Annotated in this window: 14 protein-coding genes, 1 tRNA gene and 1 pseudogene; 8 read left to right on the top strand and 8 right to left on the bottom strand. The window is 63.9% G+C overall.

Annotated elements, in window-relative coordinates; genetic code table 11:
- Positions 1–43: 43 nt before the first annotated feature.
- Entirely contained in the window at positions 44–1141 is a 1098-nt protein-coding gene (locus AC1VVM_RS09890) for a DUF5694 domain-containing protein (protein WP_482954975.1), read from the bottom strand.
- Positions 1142–1346: 205 nt separating this feature from the next.
- Between AC1VVM_RS09890 and AC1VVM_RS09885 the strand changes: the two genes are divergently transcribed.
- On the top strand, positions 1347–1760 hold the full coding sequence (locus tag AC1VVM_RS09885; protein ID WP_482903794.1) for a hypothetical protein: 414 nt from the start codon (positions 1347–1349) through the stop codon (positions 1758–1760).
- Positions 1761–1799: 39 nt separating this feature from the next.
- Entirely contained in the window at positions 1800–2342 is a 543-nt protein-coding gene (locus AC1VVM_RS09880) for a Ros/MucR family transcriptional regulator (RefSeq protein WP_482903793.1), read from the top strand.
- Between the two features lie 92 nt (positions 2343–2434).
- Here AC1VVM_RS09880 and AC1VVM_RS09875 read toward each other — a convergent pair whose 3' ends face one another.
- A complete protein-coding gene (locus AC1VVM_RS09875) occupies positions 2435–4066 on the bottom strand; it encodes a Na+/H+ antiporter (RefSeq protein WP_132384973.1) in 1632 nt (543 codons plus the stop codon).
- Positions 4067–4302: 236 nt separating this feature from the next.
- On the opposite strand from AC1VVM_RS09875, the gene trhO reads away from it, so the two are divergent.
- A complete protein-coding gene (gene trhO / locus AC1VVM_RS09870; RefSeq protein ID WP_482903792.1) occupies positions 4303–5280 on the top strand; it encodes an oxygen-dependent tRNA uridine(34) hydroxylase TrhO in 978 nt (325 codons plus the stop codon).
- A gap of 238 nt (positions 5281–5518) precedes the next feature.
- Positions 5519–7075, top strand: a pseudogene (locus AC1VVM_RS09865) (inorganic phosphate transporter).
- 161 nt (positions 7076–7236) lie between these two features.
- Here the strand turns inward: AC1VVM_RS09865 and AC1VVM_RS09860 are convergent.
- A tRNA-Met gene (locus AC1VVM_RS09860) sits at positions 7237–7313 on the bottom strand.
- Between the two features lie 108 nt (positions 7314–7421).
- A complete protein-coding gene (locus AC1VVM_RS09855; RefSeq protein WP_482903740.1) occupies positions 7422–7964 on the bottom strand; it encodes a 2'-5' RNA ligase family protein in 543 nt (180 codons plus the stop codon).
- Between the two features lie 132 nt (positions 7965–8096).
- Here AC1VVM_RS09855 and AC1VVM_RS09850 point away from each other — a divergent pair, with 132 nt between their 5' ends.
- Positions 8097–8507, top strand: a complete 411-nt coding sequence (locus tag AC1VVM_RS09850) for a sugar transporter (RefSeq protein ID WP_482903739.1) — start codon at positions 8097–8099, stop codon at positions 8505–8507.
- A gap of 34 nt (positions 8508–8541) precedes the next feature.
- Here AC1VVM_RS09850 and mltG read toward each other — a convergent pair whose 3' ends face one another.
- The 4 genes from mltG to aspS form a co-directional block, all read right to left on the bottom strand.
- A complete protein-coding gene (mltG, locus tag AC1VVM_RS09845; RefSeq protein WP_482954974.1) occupies positions 8542–9516 on the bottom strand; it encodes an endolytic transglycosylase MltG in 975 nt (324 codons plus the stop codon).
- Positions 9517–9542: 26 nt separating this feature from the next.
- A complete protein-coding gene (gene fabF, locus AC1VVM_RS09840) occupies positions 9543–10802 on the bottom strand; it encodes a beta-ketoacyl-ACP synthase II (protein ID WP_482954973.1) in 1260 nt (419 codons plus the stop codon).
- Positions 10803–10973: 171 nt separating this feature from the next.
- On the bottom strand, positions 10974–11210 hold the full coding sequence (locus tag AC1VVM_RS09835) for an acyl carrier protein (RefSeq protein WP_007013838.1): 237 nt from the start codon (positions 11208–11210) through the stop codon (positions 10974–10976).
- 240 nt (positions 11211–11450) lie between these two features.
- Positions 11451–13259: an aspartate--tRNA ligase gene (gene aspS, locus AC1VVM_RS09830; protein WP_482905186.1), complete on the bottom strand. Its 1809-nt coding sequence runs from the start codon at positions 13257–13259 to the stop codon at positions 11451–11453.
- Between the two features lie 239 nt (positions 13260–13498).
- Here aspS and AC1VVM_RS09825 point away from each other — a divergent pair, with 239 nt between their 5' ends.
- The 3 genes from AC1VVM_RS09825 to AC1VVM_RS09815 all read left to right on the top strand — a co-directional run bounded on the left by AC1VVM_RS09825 (position 13499) and on the right by AC1VVM_RS09815 (position 17162).
- Positions 13499–14827, top strand: a complete 1329-nt coding sequence (locus AC1VVM_RS09825) for a hypothetical protein (RefSeq protein WP_482903736.1) — start codon at positions 13499–13501, stop codon at positions 14825–14827.
- Positions 14828–14920: 93 nt separating this feature from the next.
- Positions 14921–16105 carry a ribonuclease D gene (gene rnd, locus AC1VVM_RS09820; protein WP_132384966.1) on the top strand — a complete coding sequence of 395 codons (1185 nt, stop codon included), beginning with the start codon at positions 14921–14923 and terminating at the stop codon, positions 16103–16105.
- A gap of 160 nt (positions 16106–16265) precedes the next feature.
- The gene (locus AC1VVM_RS09815) at positions 16266–17162 is read left to right on the top strand and encodes a hydrogen peroxide-inducible genes activator (RefSeq protein ID WP_132384965.1); all 897 of its coding nucleotides are present in this window, start codon (positions 16266–16268) and stop codon (positions 17160–17162) included.
- Positions 17163–17271 lie beyond the last annotated feature (109 nt).

Below are 17271 nucleotides of genomic sequence, written 5' to 3'. Positions count from 1 at the left end.
CCTCGCCTTTGGGGGGATCGCTCCGGTTATTTCGAGATGGGATCTATCGCAGCACGGCCTCTGCATCGACCAGCTTCACGTCGTGCATCTGATCGAGATAGGCCTCGTAATACGCCTTGTGCGAGGCGCCGACGATCGCGAGCAGGCGCGTACCGGGATAGCGCCCCAGAACGTCGCGGATATTCGCCACCATGCGCAAGTTCCGCGTCTCCCAGTACCCCACGTAATTGCGGCCGAACCCCTGCGGCGAGGGCTCGACCAGTGCAGCGCCGAAGTCCGACCGATAGACCAGCTGCGCCTGCGAGGGATCGTTGTAGGCGCGGTACAGCGCGAGCAGGCCGTCAGGCTTGTCCAACCCGGCGTTCAGCCTCTTGCCGTCAGCCTCCCGCTGGTGCGTGGCGGGATTGTCCCAAGCGTGAGAGATCGCCGCATCGTATGCCTCCGGATCGGCGGCTTCGGGCATGTCGGCGGAATGGTCATCAACGCTCCACAGCCGCTCCAGCCCCAGCTTTGCCGCCAGCCGCGCGGCGATCAGGTTGGTCTCATTGTGCTGGTCCTTGCGCTTGTCCAGCTTGGCGGCGAGTTCGGCGGTCAGCCCGTCACCCTCGCGGCGTTCGGCCTCCGGCAGGCGCAACCACTGTACCAGCGCCGATCCCGGCTCTCCTGCGGCGAGGAACACTGCCGCCAGATGCCGACGCTGCGCCGACGAGGGTAACGTGGGCCACGCCGCCAGCAGGCGCTCGGCCTCGGCATTGGCGGCGGGCACATCGAGCCCGGTCGCTTTGCCCGCAAGGGTCGGATCCGGGCAATATGCCTCGACTGTCTCCGCATAGCGCGATGGATAGCGGCGCAGGCTATCGCACTGGAGGCCGGACATGTCCTCGGTGGCAATGGCGGTAGGCCGCCATGCCGCCAACCGGGCGACCACCGGATCCACCAATTCCAGCCGGAAAGTGCCGGGCATGTCGGACAGATGCGGCGTGCCCAATACCATGACCTCGTTCGGCCGGCCCGCTGGAGGCCCCTTGAGTTCGCCGGGATGAAATACCGGATGATAGTCCTGCGCGTCCGCCACATTGCCGAATTGTCCGGCCGCCAGACAGAAACCGCAGGCAAGAAACAGATTGTGCAAGCGGACCATCCAACACCCCCGAAGATATGACGGCTGCGGTGCTAGCAACGGGCTCTCATCGCGACAATATCTGCACTCTATTGGGCCCACCACGCCGCAAGAAAGCCTTGAACGGTCAACGACACAACGAATTCATCGAGGATGAGTGTGTACTGTCAGGCCTGTCGTTGCCGAAGCAGCAATGCCCTGCTGACAACCGTGAAACCTCGACCAGATGCTTCGCCACCAGTCGAAGACTGTCTGGAAAATCTCCGAAGGCGAAATTCGCAGCACCGACGGCAAAAGCCCCCCAACCAACAACGCTGCGCCCCGCGCCATGTCCGTTTCTCCCGCAGTTTTTTGTGTCTGGGAGAAAAAGCGTTCCACAAGGTACTTCAATGCATCAAATAGTGAGATTTGGAGCCGCGATAGAATCTGGCCATGGGCCGTTTACGACTTTCGGATGATCGAACATCCAAGTTCTTTCTTCAACGCTGTCGTAACATTGCAAAAACCGCCAAATAGCGCGGTATTTCATGCACACAAAAGGGGTGTAGCCTGTTTCAAAAAAGAACGATCGGCAAGAAATATGGTCGAAAACCTGCCGGAAGACTTGCGCAATCCTGCCCGTAATGTTTGTTCTGTGTAATCGCACTCAACAAAAAAATTCGGGCAACAGGCAAAAAAGATGGCAGACGACATACTTCTCGAACTCGCGGCCGACATCGTCACCGCACATGTCAGCAATAATCCCGTTTCGACGGCCGATCTTCCGCTACTGATCCAGTCGGTCTACGGCTCGCTCGCGAAGCTGGGCCAGCCGGTAGAAGCCGTGGAGGAGAAACGGACCCCCGCCGTCTCGATCCGCGCTTCGGTGAAATCCGATGCGATCGCCTGCCTTGAATGCGGCGCCAAGCTGAAGACGCTGAAGCGCCACCTCGGCACCGAGCATGGCCTGACGGCGGATGAATATCGCGCCCGCTGGAACCTTGCGGCCGACTACCCGCTGATCGCGCCCGACTATGCGGCACGGCGCAAGGCGCTCGCCATCGAGATCGGCCTTGGGCGCAAGGGCGGGCGCAAGAAGGCACCCGCAAAGGCACCGGCAAAGTCCGCACCCAAGAGCCCGCCGAAAAGCCCGGTAACGGCCGGGGCGACCCCGGAGAAGGCCGCCCCCACGCTGGAAAGCAAGCGCCGGGGCCGTAACACGCTCGGCGTCAAGTTCGACTGACCGGACACTCTTACGGGGCGGCAGAACCGCCCCGTACAAGACGAATAACGCAGCGCGGCCCGGTGCCGCGCTGCATTCGTTTCAGGCCATGCTCACCCGCGCAAACGGGCTTCCGACAGGTCAAGCTCGCGCGTCAGCTTGCGAATAGTCTGGCTGCCGACACTGCGCTGGCGGATCAGTTCCGCCAAGGCCGCGCGCTCGGCCTTCACGCCGACAAGGCGGAAATCGCGGAACAGCCGCTCCTGCGCGCGCACCGCATCCTGCTCATCCTCGCTGAGCCCATCGAGGCGGTCGCGGTAGAGGTCCATCACGCGTCCGCCCGCCGCCGCATAGCGGTCGGCATCGCCATGGTCTTCGGCCAGCCGGTGCTGGTGGCGCTCGATCGCCCGGATTGCCGCTTCGGCCGTGGCCACGCGGGCGGCATCCTCCTCGGCCTGTTTCGACGGCTCGCTCGGCATGGTCAGCCCCTTGAGCAGCACCGGCAGGGCAATGCTGGCCAGCACCAGCGAGACAATGATGACCCCCGCCGCAAGGAAGATCGCCAGATCGCGCGCCGGGAACGGAGCGCCATCATTGAGCACCAGCGGCAGCGTCAACACACCGGCCAGCGTGATCGCACCGCGCACGCCCGCAAAGGACATCGCCGCGACCAGCCGCCAGTTCGGACTGCGTGCACTGACGCCCGACTGTCGCTGGCGCAGGATGGTGAACTTGAACGAGACCCAGACCCACACGAAGCGCAGCGCCGCAAGGCCGAGCACGATCGCCACGACATAGAGCGCCAGCCAGCCGGTCTCGGTATGCCCGGTCACGGCGACGGTCCGCTTCGCCTCGGCAAGGATGGCGGGAAGTTGCTCGCCCAACAGCACGAAGATGATGCCGTTCAGGGTGAACTGGATTGTATCCCACACCGAATTGCGACGCATCCGGGTGACGGCCATCGCCTCTCGCGAGATCTCGGCGAACGTCATCGTCACGCCTGCCCCCACCGCGGCAAGGATGCCGGAGGCGTGGAAGTGTTCCGCCAGCATGTAGGAGCCGAACGGGATCAGCAGGCTGACAAGGATCTGCGAGCCGGTATCCTCGCCCCAGTGGCGCGTGACCCAGGCCTTGGCGCGCGAGACGACGATGGTAACGGCCACGCCGATGGCAAGCCCGGCGCCCGCCACCCACAGGAAGTTGAGAGCCGCTTGCCCGGCAGAGAAGGTTCCGGTCAGCGCCGCCGCCACCGCAAAGCGCAGGCAGACAAGGCCCGAAGCGTCATTCAGCAGCGATTCCCCTTCAAGGATGTGCATCATGCGCTTGGGGATCGGCACGCGCGCGGCAATCGCGGAAACCGCGATCGGATCGGTGGGCGAAACCACGGCGGCCAATGCGAAGGCCACGGCCAGCGGCATCGCCGGGATCATCCAGTTGATGAACAGGCCCATGCCGATCACCGTCGTCAGCACCAGCCCCAGCGCCAGTTCGACAACGGTCGAGACGTCCTTGAACAATTCGTCCTTGGGAATGCGCCAGCCGTCAAGGAACAGCAACGGCGGCAGGAACAGCAGCAGGAACAGTTCGGGGTTCAGCGATACGCTATAGGAGGTCGAAAGACCGACCACCGCGCCCAGCAGGATCTGCACCAGCGGCGTCGGCACCGACCATGGCAGCATCCTCGATATCGCGCCGCTGACGACCACCGCCAGCAGCAGGAAAAGTACGACCGAAACTGACTCCAAACCTGAACTCCTTCCATTTCCTCCGGGGGGACCATGGCGGCCCGGGTTCCGGATTGCAAACCGGTAGCCCCTGTTCACATCGCCTTTGGCTGCCCGGAAATACTTTGAAACATTGGAAGATGCGGGCGGCCAGAACGACACCGCCACCCGTTCTGGCAGGACAATATTGCGCCCGCATGGCCGCCAACGCACCGCGCTTGCTGACGCGCGCGCCGCTAAGCGCTATGGGGCCGGCCATGCACACGCCCCATCGCGAATCCCTTGAGCCCGTGCACGTGGCTGCCCTGTACCGTTTCGCTCGCTTCGAGAATTGCGCCGACTTGCGCGCACCGCTTGAGGCCCTGTGCCGCGAAAACGGCATTCGCGGCACGCTGTTGCTCGCGGCCGAAGGCATCAACGGCACGATCGCCGGCCCGGCTGGCGGGATCTCCAAAGTACTGGAACATATCCGCGCCCTGCCCGACTGCGCCGATCTCGACGTCAAGCTGTCGAGCGCCTCTACCATGCCATTCCACCGCCTGAAGGTCCGCCTCAAGCGCGAGATCGTCACCATGGGCGAACCCGACATCGACCCGCGCGCCAGCGTCGGCACATATGTCGAGGCGCAGGAGTGGAATGCGCTGATCTCCGATCCCGACACCATCGTGATCGACACCCGCAACGACTACGAAGTGGCGGTGGGCACCTTCGAAGGCGCGATCGACCCGAAGACCGCCAGCTTCCGCGATTTCCCCGAATGGTTCCGGCGTGAGCGCGAGAAGCTGCTCGGCGCGGGCAAGCCGCCGAAAGTCGCCATGTTCTGCACCGGCGGGATCCGCTGCGAAAAGTCCACCGCGTTCCTGAAGCAGGAAGGGATCGAGGACGTCTTCCACCTCAAGGGCGGCATCCTGAAGTATCTGGAAACAGTGCCCGAGGAAAACAGCCTCTGGCGCGGCGAATGCTTCGTATTCGACCAGCGGGTGACGATCGGCCACGGTCTGGTCGAGGGCAGCCACACGCTGTGCCACGCCTGCCGCCGCCCGGTGAATGCGGAAGATGCCGCCTCACCGCTCTACGAAGAGGGCGTAAGCTGCCCGGCGTGCCATTCCGAGCGGACGGATGAACAGCGCGCATCCTACCGCGAGCGCCACCGCCAGGAAAAACTCGCCGCCGCCAAGGGCCATGCTCATGTCGGCGCGGTGCGGATCGAACGGACCGAAGACAGCGCCGACTGAGCGCGGCTGGAATCGTCGCGCGCTCCTGAAATCCTCAGGCAGCACGAAATCAATTTGTCGTGACAACGACATGTCCGAATGACGGCGATCCAGGGGCGTGATGACCATTTGGATTACGCAAGAAAGCTGTCACAAATGGGGACCATACCCTAGGCCTGTCAGAACGGGACCGGCTATGGAACGCGCGCTAGGTATTCAGGAACTCGGCCAACCCCGGTCAACGAGTTCTCGGCCGGATCTGAACCAGGGCCTCGGAAAAGTGGGCCTCATCGGGTTCGGCGCCGCTGTGATAGCGGCGATCCTCTATGTCGCATTCAGCGTCTATTCGGACGCACAGGCGGCGGGAGTGCATGCCGTTGCGCTGATGCCCTTCGTGCTGCTGTTCATCGCGCTGCTGATCGCCCTCGGCTTCGAATTCGTGAACGGGTTCCACGATACCGCCAACGCCGTTGCGACCGTGATCTACACCAATGCTCTGCCCGCGCATGTCGCCGTCGTCTGGTCCGGGTTCTTCAATTTTCTCGGTGTGCTGCTGTCGACCGGGACCGTGGCATTCGGCATCGTCTCGCTGCTGCCGGTCGAGCTGATCCTGAAAGTCGGGTCGCAGGCGGGCTTCGCCATGGTCTTCGCCCTCCTGATCGCGGCGATCCTGTGGAATCTGGCAACCTGGTGGTTCGGCATTCCTTCGTCCAGCTCCCATACGCTGATCGGCTCGATCATCGGGGTGGGCGTGGCCAATGCCCTGATGGTCGGAAAGTCCGGCACGGCCGGCGTCGACTGGTCCAAGGCGACCGAGATCGGCCAGGCCCTGCTGTTCTCACCGCTCATTGGCTTCTGTCTGGCCGCGTTGCTGTACCTCGCGGCAAAAACACTCATCCGTCATCCGGCCCTGTACCGCGAGCCTGAGCCCGGCGTGCCGCCTCCCGGATGGATCCGCGCGCTCTTGATCTTCACCTGCACCGGCGTGAGCTTCACGCACGGTTCCAACGACGGTCAGAAGGGCATGGGCCTGATCATGCTGATCTTGATCGGCACCGTTCCCACGGCCTATGCCTTGAACCGCGCCGTGCCCGCACAATACACCGCGACGTTCCACGCCAATGCCGCGCTCGCAACATCCGCGCTTCGCACGGATCCGGTGCCGATGTCGCCGGATCAGGCGCGAACCTCGGTCACCCGCTTTATCGCCGACCGGCACTTTGCACCGGACACGAAGCCTGCACTCGTCGCCCTGATCGCCGACATCGACCGTCAGGTAAGCAGTTATGGCTCGCTGGCCAAAGTCCCTGCCGCGGCAGTCGCGAATGTCCGCAACGACATGTATCTCGCGTCCGAGGCGATCAAACGGCTCGGCAGCGAACACGCGGCAGGTTTGTCCGAAAAGGACATCGCGGCGCTGAACCAGTACAAACAGTCGCTCGACAAAGGTACGCGCTTCGTACCGACCTGGGTAAAGGTGGCAGTCGCCTTTGCGCTCGGATTAGGGACGATGGTAGGTTGGCGACGTATCGTCATCACCGTTGGCGAGAAAATCGGCAAATCGCACATGACATATGCCTAGGGCGCATCGGCGGAACTGGTGACGATGGGCACGATCCTAGCAGCCGACACAATGGGCCTGCCGGTCTCGACGACGCACATTCTCTCTTCGGGCGTGGCGGGCACGATGGCCGCGAACCGCTCCGGCCTCCAGATGGAAACCATCCGCAATCTCGCCGTGGCGTGGGTGCTGACACTCCCCGTCTCGATCGTCCTCGCCGGCACGCTTTACTGGCTGTTCCGACTGATCTTCTGAGCGGGATAGTAGCGCCCCTGCCACTTGACAGCTGTCGGGCGCGCGCCTTGCGCAAGCCTCAGGCAACCGCCGGAGACGGGGTACGCCGCAGCGATCCAACACACGAGGCGGAGAGGCAATCTCCGCGTTTGCGCGTAAAATCGGGAAAATGCTTGGAAAGGTGGTAGCGGAGGAGGGACTCGAACCCCCGACACGCGGATTATGATTCCGCTGCTCTAACCAGCTGAGCTACTCCGCCATACCAAGTCCACCGCTTGGGTGGCTCTGCATGGTGCCGGGGGAGCGCCCCGGGCAGGTGGCTGCCTCTAGGGGGAAGCTTTCGTGCGGTCAACACCCAAAACTGCATTCAGCCGCGAAATTTTACGAGCCGGATGTCGCGCCAGAGCCCATCCTCCCAAGCATAAAGGCCGAAGCCCCGAAAACGGAAGTTTACGGGCGCAAAGCGCGGGTCCAGCTCGGCCTGAAGGGCGCGCGCCTCCGTCGATGGCACCTTGTTCTGGATAGTCACGTGGAGCCGCAACGGGCGCGTATCCTGATCAGTCAGCAAGCCGTGCATGCGTTCGGCGATTCGCGCGTGTAGTTTCGTCATTGCCGGGCTCTCCACGGCGAGCGCCGTGCCTTGATCCAGCTTCATCAGGCCGGTGATTCGCGCCGCCGGAGGCGCCGTCCGGGCCAGATCGGCCAGCACGTCGACCAGTTCCGCCTCCACCGAAGGCGGCAGCGCGTGGAACAGCGTGACGTGGGCACGCAGGCGGTTGCGTTCGGGCGGATAATGCGCACGGCGCAGCGCGTCAGCCCAGCCGAGCACATCGGCCGGCAATTCTGCCGTCACCAGCAGCGGCGCGCCGGCCTTGCGCTTACCCGCCAGTACTTCGCCTTCACGGTTCATTTCAGCCCCTGGATCGTAGCGGGACACTCGCTCACATCCCTGCCCTCGCCCAATTGCAAGATCTTCGGCCCTACGGCAAAGTCCTTAGCCACGACACCCATATCCACGGGTGGTGCGCCTAGGGAGACGGACATGCGCACGTTCTGGATCATCGCCACGGCCATCCTCTTGTGGAACCTGCTGGGCGATGCCGCCTATCTCATGCAGGCCAGCGCCGATCTCGACGAATTGGCGAAGACCGACCCGGTAACCGCTCGTGCCTTCATGCAGATGCCCGCCTGGGCCTGGGGTGCCTATGCCGTGGCGGTCTGGAGCGGGACGTTCGGCGCGATGCTGCTGCTCATGCGGCGCGGCTGGGCCTGGGCCTTCTTCGCGCTCTCGCTGACGGCGGTGATCGTCCAGTTCGCCTGGAGCTTCCTCGATTTCGATATGCTGGGCGCGAAGGGGCCCAGTTCCGCGATCTTCCCGCTGGTGATCGTCGGGATCGCCCTTGCTTCGCTCATCTACGCCCGGCGCAAGAAGGCCGACGGCACGCTGCACTGACGGGAGGCACTCTCCTCGTCAGTGCGCCCCTTCGTCAGATTTCGCCCCGCGCACGGCGGATCGCGAACCACTTCTTCACGTTCTGGTTATGCTCTGCCAGCGTCGAGGCGAAAGCATGGCGTCCGGTGCCGTCCGCCACCATGTAGAGCGCACCGGTCTCCGCCGGATGCAGCACCGCCTCGATCGAGGCGCGGCCCGGATTGGTGATCGGGTACTTGGGCAGCCCGGCCATCGAGTAGGTATTGTAATCGTTCACCGCACGAATCTCGGATTCGAGGATGCGGCGGCCAAGCGCCTTGCCCTTGGTGATCGGGTAGATGATCGTCGGATCCGCCTGAAGCGGCATGCCGATGCGCAGACGATTGGAATAGAGACCGGCGACCATGCGGCGCTCGGAAGGCTTGCCGGTTTCCTTCTCGACGATCGAGGCAAGGATGATCGCCTGTTCGGGCGTCTTGACCACAAGGCCGTCGGCGCGCTTGTCCCACAGTTCGGCCAAAGTGCGGCTCATCGCCGCCTGCATGCGGCGCAGGACGGCCTCGCGGCTCTCACCGTCGCCGAACGCGTAGCTGTCCGGCAGCACGGAGCCCTCATCGGGCACCGCAATATCGCCGGTGAGCTGCTGCTGCGCCATCAGGCGCTCATGCACCATGATCGAGGGCATCCCCTCCGGCACGGTTACGAAGCGGCGGATAACCTCGTCGCTGGAGATGATCGCCATCACGCGCGAAGCGCTGGCGTGGGCGGGAATCGCGAATTCGCCCGCCTTGATCGCACTGCCCGCGCCGAACACCCGGGCGCGCAGCGTAAAGCCGTTGGCCGAGCCGATCACGCCCTGCTTCTCCAGCCGATCCGCAACAACGGCAAGGCTTGCCCCGTTGGGGACGATGAAGTGAGTATCCTTCTTGAGCGGGCCGGAACCATACCACCCGCCCAGGAAGGACCACAGGACGATCACCGCCGCCAGGCCAAGAGCCGCGACGAGAAACCAATTGCGCCGCGACATCATGGCCTGCGAACTTTCTTGACGGTCGATCAGTCGATCTTGCGCATCACCAGGCTTGCGTTGGTGCCGCCGAAGCCGAACGAGTTGTTCAGCACGGCACGCACCTCACGCTTTTTCGCGACGTGCGGGACCAGGTCCACGCCCTCGCAACCCTCGTCCGGGTTGTCGAGGTTGAGCGTGGGCGGAACGATCTGGTCGCGCAGCGCAAGGATGCAGAAGATCGATTCGACCGCACCGGCACCGCCGAGCAGGTGACCGATGGCCGACTTGGTCGAACTCATCGAGACGCTGCCGATGGCATCGCCGAACAGGCGACGCACGGCGCCGAGTTCGATGGTGTCGGCCATGGTCGAAGTGCCGTGGGCGTTGATGTAGTCGATGTCGGCCGGGGTCATCCCCGCCTTCTTCAGCGCCATCTGCATCGAACGGTAAGCGCCGTCGCCAGTGGGCTCTGGAGCGGTGACGTGGAAGGCATCGCCCGAAAGGCCGTAGCCGATCACTTCGCAGTAGATCTTCGCGCCGCGCGCCTTGGCGTGTTCGTACTCTTCGAGAACGAGAACGCCCGCGCCTTCGCCCATGACGAAGCCGTCACGATCCTTGTCGTAAGGGCGGCTCGCCTGTTCGGGGCGGTCGTTGTAGCTGCTGTTGAGCGCGCGGGCCTGTGCGAAGCCGGCAATGCCGATCGGGCAGATGGTCGATTCGGCACCGCCCGCCAGCATGATGTCGGCATCGCCGTCCTTGATCATGCGCGCGGCGTCGCCGATCGAGTGGGCACCGGTCGAGCAAGCGGTGACGACCGCGTGGTTCGGACCCTTGAGGCCGTACTTGATCGAGACCTGACCCGAGATCAGGTTGATTAGGCGACCGTGCACGAAGTGCGGCGAAACGCGGCCCGGCCCCTTCTGGTCGAGCACCAGCGATTCGCTCTCGATCCCCGGCAGACCGCCGATGCCCGAACCGATCGAGCAGCCGGCCATGAGCTTGTCTTCCTCGCTCATGTCGGTGAGGCCGGCATCTTCGAGCGCCTGACCGGCGGCATCGATGCCGAAGACGATGAAGGGATCGACCTGGCGCTGAATCTTGTGGTCGACACGCTTGTTGGCATCGAAGCCATACTCGTGGTCGGCCGGCTTCACCTCGCAGGCGATCTGGCACTTCTGATCGCTCGCATCGAAGCGGGTGATCGGGCCAGCGCCGGACTTGCTGGCAAGGATGTTGGCCCAGGCAGTCTCGACGTCAGCTCCCAGCGGAGTGACAAGACCAAGTCCGGTGACGACAACACGACGCATTCATGCTCTCCGAAAAAGCAATTGGCCGAAAAATACGACTGGCGAAAAGCCAGCCGGCAGAAACGGCAACAGGCCCGCCCCCTTAGAGGTCGAGCCTGTCGATTTCAATCCGCGAGTGGCCGAAAGGTATCCCGGCCGTAACCGGGAACACCAAATCGACCGTAGGCCGGATCAGCCCTTGTTCTCTTCGATGTACTTGATCGCATCGGAGACAGTGCTGATCTTTTCGGCCGCATCGTCCGGAATCTCGACGCCGAACTCTTCCTCGAAGGCCATGACCAGCTCGACGATGTCGAGCGAGTCAGCGCCCAGATCGTCGATGAAGCTTGCTTCTTCGGTCACCTTGTCGGCTTCGACGCCCAGGTGTTCGACGACGATCTTCTTAACCCGATCGGCGGTATCGCTCATTTGAATAGACCCCTTCAAAAATCCAGAGGATGTAATCTCGCCAGTCGCCCTAATGTCTGGGGCGGGCGCTGGCAAGCCTCGCACGTAAGATACGATCACGACGCGGAAGCGCCATGGCCCGATTTATCCACGATTCAGCCGCAATTCCCAGAGTTTTCCGGGAAATCACCGCAAATTGTGGCCGCCGAAGCGGAAGCAAGGCGAGAGGGCCCCATGCCCATGCCTTGCCCTGTATTCTCATCAACCCTGTGCAGGCGCCTGTGCAGCCGGCTTCTGGGGCTCAACCACGCGCATGTGCAGTTCGCGAAGCTGCCTGGGCTCGGCCGGGGTCGGCGCGCCCATCAGCAGGTCTTCGGCGCGCTGGTTCATCGGGAACAGCGCCACTTCGCGCAGGTTCTGCGCGCCGCAGAGCAGCATGACGATGCGGTCCACGCCGGCCGCCATGCCGCCGTGCGGCGGGGCACCGTACTGGAACGCGCGGTAGAGGCCGCCGAAGCGCTCCTCGACGTCGGCCTTGCTCAGGCCGACCATCTCGAACGCCTTGACCATCAGTTCGGGCGACTGGTTACGGATCGAGCCGGAGGCGATTTCGAAGCCGTTGCAGACGAGGTCGTACTGATACGCCTTGATCGTCAGCGGATCCTGACCTTCCAGCGCTTCCATGCCGCCCTGCGGCATCGAGAACGGGTTGTGCGCGAAGTCCACCTTCTTGTTGTCTTCGTCCCATTCGTAGAACGGGAAGTCGACGATCCAGCACAGCTCGAAGCGGTCCTTGTCGATCAGGTCAAGCTGCTCGCCGGTGCGGATGCGGGCAAGACCGGCCAGCTTGGCAGCCTGCTCTTCCTTGCCGGCAGCGAAGAACACGCCGTCGTTCGGGCCAAGGCCCAGCGCGGCGATCAGCGCGGCGGTCTTTTCCTCGCCGTGGTTCTTGGCGATCGGGCCGCCGGGGACGCCGTCCTTGATGTTGATGTAGCCAAGGCCGGAGTAGCCTTCGCCGCGCGCCCAGACGTTCATGTCGTCGAAGAACTTGCGGCTGCCAGCGCCTGCACCCGGAGCCGGGATCGCGCGGATCACGCCGCCATTGGCGACGATACCGGCGAAGATACCGAAGCCCGATTCGACGAAGTGCTCGGTCACGTCCTTGATGATCAGCGGGTTACGCAGATCGGGCTTGTCCGAACCGTAATCCAGCATGGACTGGGCGTGCGGAATACGGCGGAAGCTACCTGCCGGCGTGACCGGCTTGCCTTCGGCGAAATCGGCGAACACGCTCTGGAGCACCGGCTCCATGGTTTCCCAGATCTCTTCCTGCGTGACGAAGCTCATTTCGAGGTCGAGCTGATAGAACTCGCCCGGCAGACGGTCTGCGCGCGGGTCCTCGTCACGGAAGCAGGGCGCGATCTGGAAGTAACGGTCGAAACCGGCGACCATCAGTAGCTGCTTGTACTGCTGCGGGGCCTGCGGCAGCGCGTAGAACTTGCCGGCGTGAATGCGGCTAGGCACCAGGAAGTCGCGCGCGCCTTCGGGCGAAGAGGCGGTCAGGATCGGCGTCGCGTATTCGGTGAAGCCGATGCCTTCCATCTTGCGGCGCATGTCCGAGATGATCTTGGTGCGCTTCACGATGTTGGCGTGCAGCGTCTCACGGCGCAGGTCGAGGAAGCGGTAGCGCAGGCGGATATCCTCGGGATATTCCTGCTCACCGGCGACCGGCATCGGCAGCTCTTCCGCCTTCGCCTGAACCGTCACGGCGCGGGCATAGACCTCGATCTCGCCGGTCGGCAGGTTCGGGTTCACGGTCGATGCGCTGCGAGCCTTCACTTCGCCTTCGATGGTGACCACCGATTCGACGCGCAGCGAATCGAGCACGGCCAGCGCCGGGCTGTCGCTGTCGGTCACGATCTGGGTGATGCCGTAGTGATCGCGCAGATCGACGAAGAGCACCCCGCCGTGATCGCGCTTGCGATGCACCCAGCCCGAGAGGCGGACGGTCTGGCCGACCTCGGCAGCGGCAAGGGCGCCGCAGGTGTGGGAGCGATAGGGATGAGTCATGGCGGGCTCGCGCTTCTCTTCGTCTGAAACAGGTTGCAAGCCGTGCCCCCTAGTCGAGTGGCTGCATTATTTCCAGACATGGAATTGCCGCGGCGCGTCGCGCGGTCACTTCTGTCACGCTTTCGCGCGGCCGACAGCCAGCCGGAGCGCGGGATTAATCGAGCCTAAGGACTGCGCGGTAACCCGACATCAACCATTGCAGCCTATGCCGGGCCCAAAGGGTCACACGGAGAACGAGAATGCTGGCGGACGTCACGATCGACGGCAGGACGGAAGCCCAATTCCGCCTCGCGATCGAGGCCATGGTGCGCGAAGGCGGCGCCGATGAGGCCGCACGCATCCTCAAGGCCGAACTCGCCTGGCTCTGCGGCGATGGCCAACCCCTGCCCGCGCACTTCCGCTCGATCGCATCCAGCGATCTCAATGTCGACGGCTGGGACCGTCTTGTCGAGCGGATCGGCGAGCTGGACAGCCCGGGCGATCCCATCACCGCCATCGGTATCGACATATGCGGCATGCAGGCAGGCCTTGGCGCCGCGCCGATGCTCGCTTTCGAAACGACCTATTACACCGATCAGGCCTGGGGCTTCTCCCATGCCGATCGCGACGGCATTTCCGCGGGCTACCAAGGCAACACCATTGCCTGGCAGGGCGCATTCGAGGACATCGACGATGCCCTGCGCGTGGAAGGGCTCGACGATCTCAATGCGGTGATCGCCGCGCTGGAGCACCACTGCCTCAGCGGCGCCTCCACGCCCGACGAGCGCCGCGCCTATGTTGTGGGCGCCTGCCATCTGGCCGTGCTGATCCATCAGGCCATGCGCGACAAGGCCCTCACCGCGGGACTGCCGCGCGCGATGGCCGTGCTGGTGGGAAGCAACGAGTCGTATCCGTGGTTCGAAGCTCCAGCCGTGACGGCTCGCGAGGGACACGTCGCCGCCGCGGCACCGCGCACCGCCTTCGGGCGCGAGCCTGCGCCGCTACGCCGCCCGCTCGATCTGAGCGCGCAGCTTGCCGCCATGCCAAGGCCGGTGTTCGATACCGAGCACGAGCCGTTCGCCGCGCCCGCCGCAGCCTCCTCTCCGGCCGCGCCTTTCGCGCCGCCGCCGCCCTTGGCCAATCCGTTTCCGCCGACAGCCGCCTTCGCAGCCTATTCCGATTCGGACGAGTCGGAAGACGTCGAACCGGAGGCCCCTGCACCGCTATTCCCGGCCGCATCGTACGTCGACGATACAGACTGGGATGTTGAGCAACCTGAAGCCGAAACCTCGGGTGCCAGCCTGCACGAATTGGAAACGCCGGAATTCGAACATTCGGAGTTCGAACCCTCCATCGAAGCTGTCCCTGCGCAGGAGCAGGACTACGCTCCGCTCGACATGGTCCGTTTCCCCGCCCAGACCGCGCCACTTGAGAACGGGGTCGAGGACGAGGAAGCCCTCCACCTGCCACCGCCCGGCATTCACGTGACCGGCACCCAGCTCCGCCGCCGCTTCGTAGATCGCGAGACCATCGCCATCGAGGAAGAGCGCCGCCCGGGTCTGCTGGAACGCCTGTTCCGCCGCCGATAGTCATTCCTGTCGAACTTCTCCGACAAAACTTGGGGCCCGGGCCAGCGGGGGAGATTGATCCCCTGCTCGGTTCGGCGTAACGCCGCTGACGCAATGATCATTCACCCTCTGATTACAAAGACGGACGAGCTCACGGCTCTGTGCGAACGCCTCGCGAAATCCGATTTCGTGACGGTCGACACCGAGTTCATGCGCGAGAACACCTATTGGCCCGAACTGTGCCTTGTGCAGATCGCCAATACGGAGGAAGCCGCCGCCGTCGATCCCAAGGCCGAAGGCCTTGATCTTTCACCGCTCCTGGACCTTCTCACCGACAATGAGGACGTGCTGAAGGTCTTCCACGCGGGCGGCCAGGACGTGGAGATCATCTACAACTTCACAGGCCGCACCCCGCACCCGATCTTCGATACGCAGATCGCGATGATGGCGATCAGCCAGTCTGAACAGATCGGCTATTCCAACCTCGTCGAATCGTGGCAGGGCCTCACCATCGACAAGGGCGCGCGTTTCACCGACTGGTCGCGCCGTCCCTTGACCGAGCGTCAGATCGAATATGCGATTGGCGACGTGACCCATCTCGCCAAGATCTTCCCCAAGATCCTCAAGCGTCTGATGAAGACAGGACGCGGTGCGTGGCTCGACCAGGAAATGGAAAAGCTCGCCGATCCGGACAACTACCGCAACGACCCGACCGAGGCGTGGAAGCGGATCAAGGCCGCTGGCCGCAATCCCACCATGCTCGGCCGCCTCAAGGCGATTGCCGAGTGGCGCGAAATCGAAGCGCAAGGCAAGAACATCCCGCGCGGCCGTATCGCCCGTGACGAAACGCTGGCCGATATCGCCAGCCACCCGCCCAAGCAGCAGGCCGACCTCGCCAAAGTGCGCGGCCTCTCGCAGGGCTGGAAGGACAATGACATCGGCAGACGCCTCATGACGACCATCGCCAAGGCCGAGCCCATGCCCGAGGACGAACTGCCCCCGCGCGCGCCGCGCGGTGCGCCGCTCGGCAAGGAAGGCGCGCTCGTTGCCGACCTTCTCAAGCTGCTGCTCAAGATCCGCTCGCGCGAGATCGACGTGGCTGCACGCCTGCTCGCCCGCAGCGAGGAACTGGAACTGCTGGCCGCCGGAGTGCGCAAGAACCTGCCAATTCTGGAAGGCTGGCGTTACGAGGTGTTCGGCCATGACGCGCTCGACCTCGTGGAAGGCAAGCTCGCCTTCGCGGTGGTGGACGGCAAGCTCAAGATGACCCGCGTCGAGGATGTACCGGCGGACGAATGAACGAAAGCCCGGCGAAAGCCGGGCTTTTTTGTGCACGCAGAGACGCGGAGGTGCAGAGGTGTCCCGCCGGGGCTCCACGCCTCCACCTGAATCTCGTTCACACCGGCGGTAACCAAGCAAACGGTTGGCGAAACAGGGCTCTTCGTGCGATAGCCCGGGCGTGACCGTCTATCAGCCCACGCTCAAACAGCTCCAGTATCTCGTCGCGCTTCACGAGCATGGCCACTTCGGCCGTGCCGCAGACGCCTGCTTCGTCTCGCAATCGACGCTTTCGGCGGGGCTGCGCGATCTTGAGGTATTGCTGGGCGTGACGCTGGTTGAACGCACCAAGCGCGCCGTGCGCTTCACGCCGCTGGGCAATGCGGTTGTTGAAAAGGCGCACCGCGTCCTGCGCGAGACAGAGGAACTCTCAGACCTCGTCCAGTCGAGCGGCAAGCCGCTCTCGGGCGAAGTGCGCATGAGCGTGATCCCGACGATCGCGCCGTTCCTACTGCCGCGCATGCTGCCCCGTCTTCGGCGCGAGCGGCCGAACCTCAAGCTTTTCCTGCGTGAGGAACCCAGTCAGGCCGCCATCGAATCGCTTCACCATGGCCGCGCGGACTGCGTGCTGCTCGCCCTGCCCTATGCCACGGGCGAGGTGGAAAAGGAGACGATCGAACTGGACGCCTTCTTCGTCGCCTTCCCGGCCGACGATCCGCGCAACCCGCCCGAGGAAGTCGGGCCCGACATCATCGACGAGAATCGCCTGCTGCTGCTGGAGGACGGGCACTGCCTGAAGGACCACGCGCTGGCGGCCTGCAACCGGCCCGAACTGCGCGCCTCGGCCACGATGATCGGCACGAGCCTGCACACGTTGGTGCAGATGGTCGACAATGGACTCGGGCTGACCATGCTGCCGGAAATGGCAATCGATGCGGGGATTCTCAACGGCACCAATGTCGTCGCCCGGCCGCTGATCTCGCCCCATGCCAACCGAGAGATTGCGCTGGTCTGGCGGAAGAATTCACCGCGTTCGGAAGAGTTCCGCCTACTGGCGGACGAACTGCGCGCGGGCTGAGCCAGCCTCTATCGGAATGAAACGATCCGACAAAAATCCCTAAACTCCGTCGTCCCCGCGAAGGCGGGGACGAGGCTTGTTCCTGAGACGTAGCGTGAAGGAAGCGGGG

Source organism: Novosphingobium sp. BL-S-33 (assembly GCF_056857025.1).
Note: the sequence above shows the minus strand (reverse complement) of the source record. Positions and strands in the feature narration are given on the sequence as shown.

Bases quoted from the DNA above. Each gene is read 5' to 3' on its own strand.
- aspS (WP_482905186.1), bottom strand. From the start codon at position 13,259: ATGACTCATCCCTATCGCTCCCACACCTGCGGCGCCCTTGCCGCTGCC.
- trhO (WP_482903792.1), top strand. From the start codon at position 4,303: ATGCACACGCCCCATCGCGAATCCCTTGAGCCCGTGCACGTGGCTGCC.
- AC1VVM_RS09880 (WP_482903793.1), top strand. From the start codon at position 1,800: ATGGCAGACGACATACTTCTCGAACTCGCGGCCGACATCGTCACCGCA.
- AC1VVM_RS09885 (WP_482903794.1), top strand. From the start codon at position 1,347: ATGCTTCGCCACCAGTCGAAGACTGTCTGGAAAATCTCCGAAGGCGAA.
- fabF (WP_482954973.1), bottom strand. From the start codon at position 10,802: ATGCGTCGTGTTGTCGTCACCGGACTTGGTCTTGTCACTCCGCTGGGA.
- AC1VVM_RS09825 (WP_482903736.1), top strand. From the start codon at position 13,499: ATGCTGGCGGACGTCACGATCGACGGCAGGACGGAAGCCCAATTCCGC.
- AC1VVM_RS09890 (WP_482954975.1), bottom strand. From the start codon at position 1,141: ATGGTCCGCTTGCACAATCTGTTTCTTGCCTGCGGTTTCTGTCTGGCG.
- rnd (WP_132384966.1), top strand. From the start codon at position 14,921: ATGATCATTCACCCTCTGATTACAAAGACGGACGAGCTCACGGCTCTG.
- mltG (WP_482954974.1), bottom strand. From the start codon at position 9,516: ATGATGTCGCGGCGCAATTGGTTTCTCGTCGCGGCTCTTGGCCTGGCG.
- AC1VVM_RS09850 (WP_482903739.1), top strand. From the start codon at position 8,097: ATGCGCACGTTCTGGATCATCGCCACGGCCATCCTCTTGTGGAACCTG.
- AC1VVM_RS09855 (WP_482903740.1), bottom strand. From the start codon at position 7,964: ATGAACCGTGAAGGCGAAGTACTGGCGGGTAAGCGCAAGGCCGGCGCG.
- AC1VVM_RS09835 (WP_007013838.1), bottom strand. From the start codon at position 11,210: ATGAGCGATACCGCCGATCGGGTTAAGAAGATCGTCGTCGAACACCTG.